The organism is Streptomyces sp. BF23-19 (assembly GCF_041106355.1).
Classification (GTDB): Bacteria; Actinomycetota; Actinomycetes; order Streptomycetales; family Streptomycetaceae; genus Streptomyces; species Streptomyces virginiae_A.
Map to the genome: position 1 here is coordinate 166,129 of NZ_JBGBPT010000003.1, position 14,112 is coordinate 180,240.

General features: G+C 73.2%; 8 protein-coding genes. 5 read left to right on the forward strand and 3 right to left on the reverse strand.

Annotated elements, in window-relative coordinates:
- The first annotated feature begins 1 nt into the window (after position 1).
- The 3 genes from AB8A24_RS03160 to AB8A24_RS03170 all read left to right on the forward strand — a co-directional run bounded on the left by AB8A24_RS03160 (position 2) and on the right by AB8A24_RS03170 (position 6,084).
- Complete coding sequence (locus tag AB8A24_RS03160; RefSeq protein ID WP_369474582.1) at positions 2 to 412, forward strand: Fur family transcriptional regulator; 411 nt, start codon at positions 2 to 4, stop codon at positions 410 to 412.
- A 258-nt stretch (positions 413 to 670) separates the two neighbouring features.
- Entirely contained in the window at positions 671 to 4,582 is a 3,912-nt protein-coding gene (locus tag AB8A24_RS03165) for a Pls/PosA family non-ribosomal peptide synthetase (protein WP_369474583.1), read from the forward strand.
- 95 nt (positions 4,583 to 4,677) lie between these two features.
- The gene (locus tag AB8A24_RS03170) at positions 4,678 to 6,084 is read left to right on the forward strand and encodes a M1 family metallopeptidase (protein ID WP_328959903.1); all 1,407 of its coding nucleotides are present in this window, start codon (positions 4,678 to 4,680) and stop codon (positions 6,082 to 6,084) included.
- Between the two features lie 434 nt (positions 6,085 to 6,518).
- Here AB8A24_RS03170 and AB8A24_RS03175 read toward each other — a convergent pair whose 3' ends face one another.
- The 3 genes from AB8A24_RS03175 to AB8A24_RS03185 all read right to left on the reverse strand — a co-directional run bounded on the left by AB8A24_RS03175 (position 6,519) and on the right by AB8A24_RS03185 (position 10,166).
- Positions 6,519 to 7,700 (reverse strand): sensor histidine kinase, encoded by a 1,182-nt coding sequence (locus tag AB8A24_RS03175; protein WP_369474584.1) that lies wholly within the window; start codon positions 7,698 to 7,700, stop codon positions 6,519 to 6,521.
- Between the two features lie 170 nt (positions 7,701 to 7,870).
- The gene (locus tag AB8A24_RS03180) at positions 7,871 to 8,251 is read right to left on the reverse strand and encodes a VOC family protein (RefSeq protein ID WP_266479659.1); all 381 of its coding nucleotides are present in this window, start codon (positions 8,249 to 8,251) and stop codon (positions 7,871 to 7,873) included.
- A gap of 43 nt (positions 8,252 to 8,294) precedes the next feature.
- Positions 8,295 to 10,166, reverse strand: coding sequence for a protein kinase (locus AB8A24_RS03185; RefSeq protein WP_369474585.1), 1,872 nt, complete (start codon positions 10,164 to 10,166; stop codon positions 8,295 to 8,297).
- 275 nt (positions 10,167 to 10,441) lie between these two features.
- Between AB8A24_RS03185 and AB8A24_RS03190 the strand changes: the two genes are divergently transcribed.
- Together AB8A24_RS03190 and AB8A24_RS03195 are read left to right on the forward strand one after the other, a co-directional pair.
- Positions 10,442 to 12,601 carry a CHAT domain-containing protein gene (locus AB8A24_RS03190; RefSeq protein ID WP_369474587.1) on the forward strand — a complete coding sequence of 720 codons (2,160 nt, stop codon included), beginning with the start codon at positions 10,442 to 10,444 and terminating at the stop codon, positions 12,599 to 12,601.
- Between the two features lie 206 nt (positions 12,602 to 12,807).
- Positions 12,808 to 14,112: hypothetical protein (locus AB8A24_RS03195; RefSeq protein WP_369474588.1), on the forward strand; the 1,305-nt coding region annotated here is incomplete at its 3' end.

Genomic DNA, 14,112 nt, shown 5'->3' on the forward strand with positions numbered 1-14,112 from the left:
TATGAGTGACCTGCTGGAGCGTTTGCGCGGGCGTGGTTGGCGGATGACGTCGCAGCGGCGCGTGGTCGCGGAGGTCCTCGACGGTGACCACGTGCACCTCACGGCGGACGAGGTGCACGCCCGCGCGGCGCAGCGGTTGCCGGAGATCTCCCGGGCGACCGTCTACAACGCCTTGGGCGAGCTGGTGGCCCTCGGCGAGGTCGCGGAGGTGACGACCGACGGCCGGGCCAAGCGCTACGACCCCAACGCGCACCACCCGCACCAGCATCTGGTGTGCTCCGCCTGCGGACTCATCCGCGACGTCCACCCGACGGACGACCCGCTCGCAGGCCTCCCGGTGGACGAGCGTTTCGGCTTCGCGGTGTCCGGTGTCGAGGTCACCTACCGGGGCCTGTGCCGGGACTGCGCGTAGCGCGGCCGCCGATACGGTCCAGCCCTGCCCCTGCCCCTCGCCCCACGTGCCGCCTCCCGGAGCGGCCCGACCGTCGGAATTCACCCACATTTCGCGACGCCATTACCGTCTCTTCCCGGCCACGCGCAAGCCTTCAACAAGAAAATCCTTGATGGCGCACTAGACTGGTGGGTTGTTTGGCGCTGGGCCGGAACAACCTGGGCAGACCCGGGCTCCGCCGGCGACCCGGATGCTGCCGGGAACGAGACGCGAGGGCCGATGGCAGTCACACCTGAGCACGGTGAACTCACTCTGCTCGACGACGGGGAGACGCTGGAGGAGTCCGGCAAGTCCGCCCGCTTCACCGCCGGGCCCGCCGCCCCCACCCGCACCCTCGTCGACATCTTCGAGGCGACCGTACGGGCCCACCCCGACGAGCTCGCCCTCGACGACGGAACCACCCGGTTGACCTACCGGGCACTGGCCGTCGAGGTCGAGCGCCGGCGCCGGGCCCTCGCTGCCGCCGGGGTAGGACTCGGCGACCGGGTCGGCGTCCGCGTGCCGTCCGGGACCAACGAGCTGTACGTGGCCGTCCTCGCCGTCCTCGCCGCCGGCGCCGCCTACGTACCCGTCGACGCCGAGGACCCGGACGAACGCGCCGACCTCGTCTTCGGCGAGGCCCGGGTCCGCGCCGTCCTCGGCGGCGGACAGCGCATCCACTCCGGCAGCGCCCCGGAGTCCGGCGCCCGCGCCCCCGCCTCCCGCCCCGGCCCCGAACACGACGCGTGGATCATCTTCACCTCCGGCTCCACCGGCAAGCCCAAGGGCGTCGCCGTCAGCCACCGCAGCGCCGCCGCCTTCGTGGACGCCGAAGCCGCCCTGTTCCTCGCCGAGGAGCCCATCGGCCCCGGCGACCGCGTCATGGCAGGACTCTCCGTCGCCTTCGACGCCTCCTGCGAGGAGATGTGGCTGGCCTGGCGCTACGGCGCCTGCCTCGTGCCCGTACCCCGCTCCCAGGTCCGCAGCGGCGCCGACCTCGGCCCCTGGCTCGTGGAGCAGGAGATCACCGTGGTCTCCACCGTGCCGACCCTGGCCGCGCTCTGGGAGCCCGAAGCGCTCAACGAGGTCCGGCTCCTGATCTTCGGCGGTGAGGCCTGCCCGCCCGAACTCACCCAGCGCCTGGTCACCGAAGGCCGCGAGGTCTGGAACACGTACGGGCCCACCGAAGCCACCGTCGTCGCCTGCGCCGCCCTGCTGACCGGCGAGGAGCCGATCCGCATCGGTCTCCCGCTGAACGGCTGGGAACTGGCCGTCGTCGACGAGTCCGGGGAGCCGGTGCCCATGGGCGGCAGCGGCCAGCTCGTGATCGGCGGCGTCGGCCTCGCCCGCTACCTCGACCCCGACAAGGACGCCGAGAAGTACGCCCCGCTCGAAACCCTCGGCTGGCAGCGCGCCTACCGCAGCGGCGACCTCGTACGCGCCGAACCGGAAGGCCTCGTCTTCCTCGGCCGCGCCGACGAGCAGATCAAGCTCGGCGGCCGCCGGATCGAACTCGGCGAGGTGGACGCCGCGCTCCAGGCCCTGCCCGGCGTCGCGGGCGCGGCCGCCGCCGTCCGCACCGCCCGCAGCGGCAACCAGCTGCTCGTCGGCTACCTCGTCACCCAGGACGGCTGGGACCACGCCGCCGCCGTGACCCGGCTGCGCGCCGAACTGCCCGCCGCCCTCGTACCGCTGCTCGCACCCGTCGCCGAACTGCCCACCCGCACCTCCGGCAAGGTCGACCGGGGCGCCCTGCCCTGGCCGCTGCCCGACCTGGAGACCTCCGGCCCCACCGAGCAGCTCTACGGCACCGAGGCCTGGCTCGCCGAGCAGTGGGGCGAAGCCCTCGGCGTCACCGTCACCAGCGCCGCCGACGACTTCTTCGCGATCGGCGGCGGCAGCCTCGCCGCCGCCCAGCTCACCACCCGGCTGCGCACCCGCTACCCGAGCGCCGCCGTCCTCGACATCTACCAGCAGCCCACCCTGCGCAAGCTGGCCCGCCACCTGGAGAAGTCCGCCCAGGGCGACGGCGCGGCCCGCACCGTCGCACCGGTCCCGCTGCGCTCCCAGGTGGCCCAGTCGCTGCTGCTGATCCCGCTGTTCACCCTGGTCGGCCTGCGCTGGACGGTCGCCCTGCTGGCCCTGGGCAACGTCCTGCACCACTTCGGGCCCTTCCCGTGGGCGCCGACCGCCTCGTGGTGGCTCGTAGCCGCCGGAGCGCTCCTGCTCTTCAGCCCGCCCGGCCGGCTCGCGATCGCCGCCGGCGGCGCCCGCCTCCTGCTGCGCGGCGTGCGCGCCGGACGCCATCCGCGCGGCGGAAGCGTCCACCTGCGGCTCTGGACGGCCGAACGGCTCGCCGAATGCGTCGGAGCCACCTCCCTCACCGGTTCCTGGCTGGAACGCTACGGCCGGGCCCTCGGCGCCAAGATCGGCCCCGAGGTGGACCTGCACTCCCTGCCGCCGGTCACGGGCATGCTCAAACTCGGCCGCGGCTGCGCCGTGGAGTCCGAGGTGGACCTCACCGGCCACTGGTTGGACGGGGACCACCTGGAGATCGGCGCGATCAAGGTCGGCGCGGGCGCGGTGGTCGGCACCCGCAGCATCCTCTTCCCCGGCGCGCGGGTCGGAAAGCGCGCCGAGGTCGCCCCCGGCTCCGCCGTCGTCGGACAGATCCCGACCGGCCAGCGCTGGGCCGGCGCACCCGCCGGGAAACTCGGCAAGGCCAAGCACAACTGGCCGGGGGAACGCCCGCCGCGCGGACTCCCCTGGCGGGCCGCCTACGGAGCGGCCGGCTTCGGCCTCACCGCCCTGCCCGTGCTCGCCGCCCTGCCCGCCCTGCTCGTCGTCAGCCGCTTCGTGCCCGCCGACGCCGGGCTCACCGAAGCACTGCGCGGAGCGCTGCTCGCCGTGGTGCCCGCGGCGCTCGCCTACGGGTTCGCGTACGCGGCCCTGCTGCTGGTCTTCGTACGCCTGCTCAGCCTCGGCCTGCGGACCGGCACCCACCCGACGCACAGCAGGGTCGGCTGGCAGGCCTGGACGGTCACCCAGCTGATGGACCTGTCCCGCGAGACGCTCTTCCCGCTGTACGCCGGACTGATCACCCCGGTGTGGCTGCGGCTGCTCGGAATGAAGATCGGCCGGGGCGCCGAGGTGTCCACCGTGCTCGCCCTGCCCAGCCTCACCACCGTCGGCGAGGGCGCGTTCCTCGCCGACGACACCCTGACCGCCCCCTACGAGCTCGGCGGCGGCTGGATGCGCATCGGACACTCCGAGATCGGCCGCCGCGCCTTCCTCGGCAACTCCGGTATGACCGCCCCGGGCCGCTCCGTGCCGGACGACGGACTGGTCGGCGTCCTGTCCGCCACCCCGAAGAAGGCCAAGAAGGGCAGCTCCTACCTGGGACTCCCGCCGGTCCGACTGCCCCGGTCCACCGCGGACGCCGATCAGAGCCGTACCTACGAGCCCCCCGCGCGGCTGCTGTGGGCGCGCGGCCTCGTCGAGCTGTGCCGGCTCGTCCCGGTGTTCTGCTCGGCCGCCCTGGCCGTGCTGACCGGGGCGGCTCTCTGCGCCCTGATCACGGGCGGCGGTCCGGGGATCTGGGGAGCCGCGCTCCTGTCCGGAGCGGTCCTGCTCATCGCCGGAACGGCCGCCTGCACGGTCGCGGTGACCGCCAAATGGCTGCTGGTCGGCCGGCACCGGACGGGGGAGCACCCGCTGTGGAGCGGCTTCGTATGGCGCAACGAACTGGCCGACACCTTCGTGGAGGTCCTGGCCGTGCCGTGGCTGGCCGGATCGGTCCCCGGCACGCCGGTGCTGGCCCTGTGGTTGCGCGCGCTCGGCGGCCGGATCGGCCGGGGCGTGTGGTGCGAGAGCTACTGGCTCCCCGAGACGGACCTGGTGGTGCTCGGCGACGGGGTCAGCGTCAACCGCGGCTGTGTGTTGCAGACACACCTCTTCCACGACCGGATCTTGAGGACGGATACTGTGGTGCTCCGTGAGGGCGCCACCCTGGGCCCGGGCGGAATCGTCCTGCCCGGGAGCACGGTAGGGGCCCGCAGCACCCTGGGCCCCGCATCCCTCGTGATGGCCGGGGAATCCGTCCCCGCCGACACCCGCTGGCTGGGCAATCCCATCGAGGCGTGGCGGTCCTGACCGGGCCCTCCCCGCCGCGGTAGGCAGCAGGGCGGCACCGGCACACCGGTACACCAGCACGTCGTACGAGCACAGCGCAGGGAGCGGAAGCGGCAGTGAGCGGCCAGAGAACAGAGCCATCGGACCCGTACTTCCCGGCCAACGGCGACTCCCGTTACCGAGTGCACCGGTACGAACTCGCTCTGGAATACCGTCCCGGGCCCAACCGGCTCGCGGGCACGGCCCGGCTCAGCGCGATCGCCGGGCGGGCGCCGCTCGCCGAGTTCCACCTGAACCTGGCCGAATTCAGAATAGGCCGGGTCCTGTTGAACGGCCGGGCGCCGCACTACACCCACCGCGGCGGCAAACTGCGTATCCGCCCGGCCAAGCCGCTGCCCGCCGGCTCCGCCTTCACCGTCGAGGTGCACTGGGCGGGCAACCCCAAGCCGGTGCGCAGCCCTTGGGGCGGCATCGGCTGGGAGGAACTGACCGACGGTGCGCTGGTGGCCAGCCAGCCCGTCGGCGCGCCCTCCTGGTACCCGTGCAACGACCGGCCCGCCGACAAGGCCTCCTACCACATCTCGGTCAACACGCCGTCCCCGTACACGGTCGTGGCCGGCGGCCGGCTCCTCACGCGCACGACGAAGGCCAGCACGACCACCTGGGTCTACGAGCAGTCGGCGCCGACCTCCAGCTACCTGGTCAGCCTGTCCATCGGCATGTACCAGACGGTGCTCCTCGGCGACCCCGGCCTCGGGGGCGTACCGCAGAGCGCGCATGTGCCGGCGCACCTGCTGCCGCGCTTCTCCCGCGACTTCGCCCGGCAGCCCGCCATGATGGCCCTGTTCGAGGAACTCTTCGGGCCCTACCCCTTCGGCGAGTACGTGGTGGTCGTCGCCGACGAGGAACTGGACGTCCCCGTGGAGGCACAGGGCCTGTCCACCTTCGGCGCCAACCACGTGGACGGCGTCCGCGGCTCGGAACGCCTCATCGCCCACGAACTCGCGCACCAGTGGTTCGGCAACAGCGTGACCATCGCCGACTGGCGGCACATCTGGCTGAACGAGGGCTTCGCGAAGTACGCCGAATGGCTCTGGTCGGAACGCTCCGGCGGCCGCACCGCGCACGAGTTGGCGATCGCCGCACACCGGCTGCTGGCCTCGCAGCCACGGGACCTGCGGCTGGCCGACCCCGGCCGCAAGCTGATGTTCGACGACCGCCTGTACCAGCGCGGCGGCCTCACCCTGCACGCGATCCGCTGCGCGCTGGGCGACAGCGCCTTCTTCCGCATGCTGCGCGACTGGGCCACGGTGCACCGCCACGGGGTGGTGTCCACCGCGGGCCTCACCCAGCATGTGGCCCGCTACACGGCCGAGCCGCTGGACGAGCTGTTCCACGCCTGGCTGCACGCTCCGGCCCTTCCGCCACTGCCGGCGCCGCCCCGGCCCCCGATACCGGCGAGGCCCGGCTACCCGCCGACGAACGGCGGCTCCAAGGGCGGCCGGGGCAAGACCTCGGCCTAGGCCGTCTCTTCCGGATCTTGCCTGATCCTCCCCCAGCCCCAGGGGGCTGGGAGGCGCCCCCTGCCGCCCGGCACCGCACCTTGCCGCGTTGTCGAGGCACCCGGCTTTGTACGCGGCGATCCGTCGGGACCACCGCGGTGGCATGAAGATCCGGGAGATCGAGCGCAGGGACAACGTGTCGTGGCGGACGGTCCGGATCGACCTGACCTCCTCCGCCGGTAGCCCGGCGCCTTCGGCCAGGAGTGACAGCCCGCCGCCGTCCCGGAAACGGGTGAGGCCCCCGCGCTCGACGAGCGTGGGGGCCTCACTGTTCCTCGGCGCCGGTCACCTCAGGTCGGACGGCAGCCTGTCGCGGTGGACGCGGTGGTAGGCCGCGAGGCGTTCGGCCTGCTCGTCCATGCGGGACAGCAGCTCGTACGCCTCGACCGCGGCGCCTAGACCGGGCGGCGGGTGGTGAGCGGCATCCGGGCCCGCACCTGCCAGGCGCCCTCGGCGGTGGCTTCGGCCCGGAAGGTGCCGCCGGCCAGGGTGACGCGTTCGCCGAGGCCCTTCAGGTCGTAGCCCGAGAGGGAGGCCCGCGGGCCCGTCCCGTCGTTGGTGATCCGTACGGCCGCCTCGTGGGGACGGACGCGCACATGGACGCTGACGTGGCGGCAGTGCCGGGCGTGCTCGCGGATGTTGGTGAGGGACTCCACCGTCACCCGGTGCAGGGTCGCGGCCACCTCGGGCGGCACGGTGTCCGTCGGTCCTTCCTCGGTGAGGTACGCCGGTACCCCGTTCAGGGCGAACCCCCGTACCAGGGCCCGTAGGTCATCCATACCGGCGGGCGCGGCCGGCGCGACGTCGCTCTCGCCGGCCGTGAGCCCGGCGACCATCCGCCGCATGGACGCGAGGGTCTCGGCGCCCGTCTCCTCGATGCGCTGCAGAGCCGGCAGCACCAGGTCGGGCCGCCTGGCGGCGACCGCCCGGGCGCCCTGTGCCTGTACCACGATGCCGCTCACGTGGTGGGCGACGTAGTCGTGCAGATCCTTGGCCAGCTCGATCCGTTGTTCGAGGCGGGTGCGGTGGGCGCGCTGCCGCCGGACCGCCACCACCAGCCGCGCGGTCACACTCGCCCCCGCCACCAGGACGGCGACCAGGGTGAGGCCGAGCGCGACGATCAGACTGTCCTCCCGCACACCGGTGGACAGGGGACGTAGGACGACGGCCGCCACCAGCAGCAGGGCGACCGGCGTGCCGGAGGACGCCGGGCCCCGCCGGGTGACGAAGGCCAGCACCACCAAGAGGGCGACCGGCTCGAACGCGGGGTGAGCGGACGGGGCGCCGGCGGCGTCGTGACCCAGGTGCAGGGCCGCCGAGCAGACCAGCGAGGCCGTGGCGGCGGCGCCCCCGACGTAGACGAACGGCCGAGGTTCTTCGAACAGGGGCAGCGGGACGAGGGCGACGCCCACGAGGGCGGCCGACAACGCGAGCAGGCCCGGCGACACCGATCCGGTGAACGCCCCGGCCCGTACATCCGCCCAGGCCGCGGCCAGGAGCACACAGGCTGCGAGGGACCGCAGCAGGACCGCCGCCTTGCCGGAGGCGGCGAGGAAGCGGAGGAGAGGAGACCACATAGCGCGCAGATTAGATCATCGGCAGGCCCGGTCCCTCCGCCAAAAGTCGTAGTCGTACGGACCGGGATCCTCGGTTCACGCGCTACGCTTCCGGGCGCTCGCGGGGAGTGATCGCGGCCCGCCTCCGCCGGTTCCTGGGCCCGTGGCCGCGACCGGCCGGCACGGGACCCTCAGGACGTCGCGGCGTGGTCGGACTCGCTGCGCAGGACGCAGAATTCATTGCCTTCAGGATCGGCGAGCACCGCCCAGCCCGAGCCGTCGGGCTGCCGGCGATCGACGACCAGGGTGGCTCCGAGCTTCAACAGCCGCTCGACCTCCTCCTCACGGGAGGTCGTCGGACGCAGGCACAGGTGGATCCGGTTCTTGACGGTCTTCGGTTCCGGAACCTGGTTGAAGTACAGCAGCGGGCCCTCCGCGAGCATCACCACGGTCTCGTGGTCGCCCGGTTCGGCCTGCGGATGCAGCGGGCGACCCGTCACCTCACTCCAGAACCGAGCCAGCTCATACGCATCCGAACAGTCGATCGCCACGTTCTGCACCACTGAGACCATGCCGCACAGCCTGCCTGAGTTCCCGCACGACCGGCAAGATCCCCTAGCTCTGCCTCGTCCAGCGCTGCGACGCCTCCCCGCCGCACGTCTTGGTCACCAGGCCGCCGCTCATGCCCAGGTCGAGGCAGCCCCCGCTGAAGTCGTTGCGGAGGCTGCCGCCCGACCCCGTACGCCACAGCTGCGCGGTGCCGTTGGAGCAGTCGCCGACGAAGACCGCCTGGCCGAGCATGTTGGCGTACAGGCAGCCGCCGCCCCGCTCGTTGACGAGCTTGAAGCTGCCGTCCGGCCTGCCCTGGACGGTCCACCGGGCGCTCGCGTCCGCGCAGTCGCCGTAGTCCGAGGCCCCGAAGACCTGGGTGATGCACTTGCTGTTGTTGCCGTTGCGGAAGCGGTAGGTGCCGGACGCGGGAGGCGCCGGCGGCGCCGCGGTGGTGGGCGCCGTGGACGTCCCGCCGTTGGAGGGGCGCGTACTGCCGGAGCCGCCCGCGTTCGCGGGGTTGCCGGCATTGCCGGAGTTCGCGGCGCCGCCCGAGCCGGGCTGTGCACCGCCGGCGCCGGAACCGGGATCGCCACCGGGCTCGGTGCCGGGGGCGGCGCCGCCCACGCCTCCTGCGGCCCCGGCCGGGGGAGCGCCCGTCCCGGCCTGTCCCGGGTCCTGGGCCGGCGGCTGCGCGGGTGCCGCCGTACCCGAGGGGCTGCCGCCCGCCGCCGACGCCGTCGGGTCGGCCGGCGCCGTCACCGGGGCGGACGGGGAGTTCCCGGCCCCGGCCTGCGGCGCGGAGGTGTACGGCAGGTGCTGGACGGCGAGGGTCGTACCGCCCGCGACCACGACGACGGGCAGGACGGCGAGCAGGACGCGGGTCCGGCGGCGCCGCTCGGTCGGTTCCGGCCGGACCGTGGCCGGGGGCGCGGGGGCTGCCGCGGCCGGCTCCTTCCCGGGCTCCGGCTCGGGTTCCGCCTTCTCCCCGGTGAGCGGGATCGTCGGTACGTCGGGCTCCTGCACGTGCGCGGCGAAGGCGGCCCGCTCGGCCAGGCGCTCGGTGACGGCCTCCGGCCACAGCGGGTCGGTGAACGGGCCGTGCGCGCAGGCGCGTTCCAGGAGTTCGGCGGCGGTGGGGCGGCCTTCGGGGTCCTTGTCGAGGCAGGTCGCGACGAGCTCGGCGAGGTCCGGCTCCAGCTCCCGCAACGGCTCCAGGTCGGGCTCCTCGTGGACGATGCGGTACAGCACCCCGTGTCCCGACTCGTCGCCGAACGGCGGCTGACCGCAGGCCGCGTACGCCAGTACGGAGCCCAGCGCGAAGACATCGGTGGCGCCGCTCAACCGCCTTCGGCCCGAGGCCTGTTCGGGCGCCATGTAGGCGGGCGTACCCACGACCATGCCGGTCCGGGTCAGCTGGCTCTGCTCGGCGGCCCGGGCCACACCGAAGTCGATGAGGGTGAGACCGTCCAGGGTCAGCATGATGTTGGACGGCTTGAGGTCCCGGTGCACCATGTCCAGCGTGTGCACCGCCGCCAGCCCCGCCGCGGCCTCCCGCAGCAGCAGCCACAGCGCCCGCACGGGCAGCGGGCCGCCGTGCAGCGCGATGGCCTCGCGCAAGGTGAGCCCGGGGATGTACGCGGTGGCGAACCACGGGGGAGTGGCGGTGCGATCGCTGTCGAGCAGCGGCGCGGTGGCGTCCGCGGGCAGCCGGGCGAGGTTGTCCAACTCGTGCCCGAACCGGCGCAGGAAGTCCTGGTCCTCACCGACGACCGAGGACAGCAGCTGTTTGACGGCGACGTAGCGACCCTCGCGGACCCCGAGGTAGACCCGCCCCATGCCGCCGGCCCCGAGCCGGCCCGCGAGCGGTATCGACCCGATCCGGCGTGGGTCCTCCGCCTCCAGCGGCTCGGCCCCGCTCCCCGTCAGCTCTAACACGTCAGCCCCGCTCGAATTGGAGAAGTTTCCAGGAATCTAACCCTGATGATCCCGCGGCGGCAACGCGGGTCGCCGAACGCCGAGTTGATCCGGATTTTGCCGGGGAACGAGGACCCGTCGGGCCCGGTCGACCCGCCCGGCCCGCCCTGCTCGCCCGGACGGGGCCGCCCCCGGCCCCACTGGCCGCCCCCGTCAGCAGTGGGATAATCCAGTGGGGGAGACAGATGTGACGCACTCGGATCGAGAAGCTTGGGCGACTCGAAGGGAGGAGCGTGGTGAGCACCCCCGCCGCCGCTCGCATCGCTGACCTGCTGGAGGACGTACCGACGGCCTCGAACCCGCCCGCACGGTTCCCCGCTCCCGCCCCCGACCGACCTCCGCGCACCGATGGTCCAACTCTCAACATCACGGTGGTCTGGGGTGACATCGCGCAGATCGCGGCCGATCTGCACGTCACGGGCCATTACCAATCGGTAGTGCCCGCCGCCGCGGAGCTCGCGCTCGACCGGGCCATCTCCGTCGACCCTCGCCGCGTCATCACGGAGCACACCAAGCTCGGCTGGATCGACGCCCAGTTGGGCGAGGTCACGTACTTCCCCTGCAAGGAGGGCTCCGTGCGGTGCGCCGCCGTCGTCGGCATGGGACCGATGGGCACCCTGACGGAACGCCGCGCCGTCCAGATGTACGCCTCCCTGCTCGGGGAAGCGCTCGGGCTCGGCCACGTCTCGACCATGGCTGCCGTGCTCATCGGCTCGGGCACCGGCAATCTGACCGTCAAACAGGCGGCCCGCGCCCTCGTCCGGGGCTTCGCCGACGCCCTGGCACCGCTCGGCCCGCCCGCACCGCCGCCCCGGCTCACCGACGTACTCGTCATGGAGGTCGACCGGCTGCGCGCGGAGCAGCTCCACCTCGCCCTCACGGACTCCGCCTCGAAGCTCCCCCAGGTGCGGATCGTCCCCGGACTGCGCGAGGAGAGCGGCGGCGAGTTGTTCGGGCCCTCCGCCGCGGTGTACGCCCTGTCGGCGCTCACCGGCCTCGCCGCTCCGGTGGCCGGGGAGGACGTCCTGCAGACCGTGCTGGCCGGCTTCGACCCCGACATCCAGGGGATGATCCGCGAACAGCTGGCGGACCTGGCCTCGGTGGAACGCACCGAGCTGTCCCTGACGGTCCGCAGACCGGCGGAGGCCCAGGACGACGCGGTGCCCGTCCGGATGTCCGTCCAGTCGGGGGTCGGCGGCCTGCGCTGGGCGGCGCTGACCGGGCGGGCCACCGTACCGGAGCGGCTCGTGCCGGTGGACATGGACCTGCTGCGGGAACTCGTCGACCGGCTGACGGAACCGAGCGTCAAGGACGCGTGCGAACTGCCCGACCTGCTGTCCCGGTTCGTGGTGCCGCCGGACTTCCAGCGGCTGCTCACCGACGACTCGACGGTGCTGCTGGAACTGGACCGGGACACGGCCTCCGTCCCCTGGGAGTTCCTGGCCGAGATCCAGCAGGCCGGGATGGAGAAGCGAGATCCCCTGGCGATCCGCACCCAGCTGTCCAGACAACTGCGCACGACCTACTCGCGGGTGATGACCGAGGGTCTGGCGGACGGACCGCTGCGCGCCCTGGTGATCGGCGACCCGGGAGACCCGGAGAAGGGCTTCCACCTGCCGGGAGCCCGCCAGGAGGCCCTCGCGGTGGCCTCCCGGCTCAAGGAGCTCGGGGCCAAGGTCAGCCTCTTCGTCGGCGCGGCGAACTCGCTGCGTCAGCCGGGCGTCGACCCCGCCCGGCGCCTGGACGTCCTGCGGGTCCTGCTGTGCGGCGGCAACCACATCGTCCACTACTGCGGGCACAGCGACTTCGACCTCTCCGGTACGGGACGGCGCTCGGGCTGGGTCTTCGCGGACGGCCTGCTGACCGCCCAGGAACTGGCCCTGCTCGAACGCCCGCCCCTGATCGTCGTCGCCAATGCCTGCTACACGGCCCGGCTCGGCGACGCCACCGGCCCCGGCACCCCGGCCGTCGAGCCGGGCCTCGCGGGCCGCAGCCCCTGGGGAAACCCGCAGGCGGCGCTCGTGCCGAGCCTCGCCGACGAATTCCTGCGCATGGGAGTGGGGCACTACATCGGGGCGGCCTGGCGGATCCCCGACGACCAGGGGATCTCCTTCGCCGATCAGTTCTACACGCACCTGTTCAAGGGCGGGCCCGGCGAGGCGACCCCGACGGTGGGCGGCGCCGTCCGCGCCGCGCGCAGGCGCCTCTACGGGCTGCGCGCCGCGGGCCGGCAGGAGCAGGGCCCCGACAGCCAGGGCGGTCCGAGCGGCCCGGACGGCTCCGCCGGCCCCGCCGGCCCGGACGTCACGCCCAGCGGGCAGCGCTGGAGTTCCTGGGCCGCCTACCAGCACTACGGGGACGCGGCCGATCCCTTCGTCCGCCCAGGGGGCAGTTAGGGGGTGTCTTGTCGGTCAGGCCGGGCTCGCGGCGGCCGGCAGCGCGCCTCGCCGCGTCGTCCTCGGTCGGCGACGCTCCGCGTCGCCTCCCTCGTCCGCCTTGCGAGCCTTCCCCTCGGCCCTGGCGGGCCTGGGGAGACCCCATGGCACCGACCACCGCTCCCTGATCCACCCTGACCGACAAGACACCCCCTAGGAGGCCACTCATGGCCAGGATCCCGATGGCCGATGTCGTCGTACTGCTTCCCGGAATCGGCGGCAGCGTGCTGACCAGGAACGGCAAGGACGTGTGGGCGCCCTCCGCCTCGGCGGTCCTGGGCGCGCTGGCGAGCCTGGGAGGCTCGCTGGAATCCCTCGAACTCCGTGAGGACGACTGGCTCGTGGACGATCTCGGCGACGGCGTCGCCGCCGATCGCCTCGTGCCCGATCTGCACACCCTGCCCGGCCTGTGGAAGATCGACGGCTACACGGCGATCGAGAAGTTCCTGCTGGCCCGGTTCGACCTGCAGAAGGGCCGGAACTACTTCCCGTTCCCGTACGACTGGCGGCGCGACAACCGGGTCGCCGCCCGCAGGCTCGCCGAGCAGAGCGCCACCTGGCTGCGGGACTGGCGCGGGGCGAGCGGCAACTCGGCGGCCCAGCTCGTCCTGATCGGGCACTCGATGGGCGGGCTCGTCTCCCGCTACTTCGTCGAGGCGCTGGGCGGCTGGAAGGACACCCGGGCCATCGTGACCTTCGGGACCCCGTACTACGGCTCGCTCAATGCCGTCGAGTTCCTGTGCAACGGCTTCCAGAAGCGGTTCGGCCCCTTCGAGAAGGACCTCACGCGCCTGCTGCGCTCCTTCACCGGCCTGCACCAGCTCGTACCCGTCTACAAGTGCGTGTTCGGCCCGGAGGGCGAGGCGGCCACCCCGGCCAACGCCGGGCTGCCCGGCTGGCAGCCGCAGTGGAGCAGCCACCTCACCGACTTCTTCGGCGAGATGGAGAAGGCGGCCACCGCCAACCGGCAGGAATCCGCCTGGGAGTCCAACCAGGTGGTCTACCACCCCATCGTCGGCATGGACCAGCCCACCCTGCAGTCGGCCCGGCTCGCCGATCACAAGGTCGAGACCCTGATGCACCGCGGGGACGCGGACGAGGGGGGCGACGGCACCGTGCCCAAGCTCTCCGCCGCACTCTCCGGCACCGAGGACGCCCGCACCTTCGTCCCGCAGAAGCACGGGAGCCTGCAGAACCAGGACGCGATGCTCGACCACCTCGGCGGCATCCTCCAGTCCCTGCACGACGTACGCATCGACGATCTGCGCGCCGCCGTGACCTCGTGGTTCAGCTACCTCGGTGACGATCTCTACCTGGCCGACGAAGCCGTCGTCTGCGAGGTCGGCGCTATCAGCGCGCTCAGCGAGGGCGAACTGCCCGAGGTGCCGGCGCGACTCTCGGTGACCGCCCGGGCCACCGGCCGGGCGGGGGGGGGGGGGGGGCTTGAGCACCTCGATGCCCGCTTCCTCGGC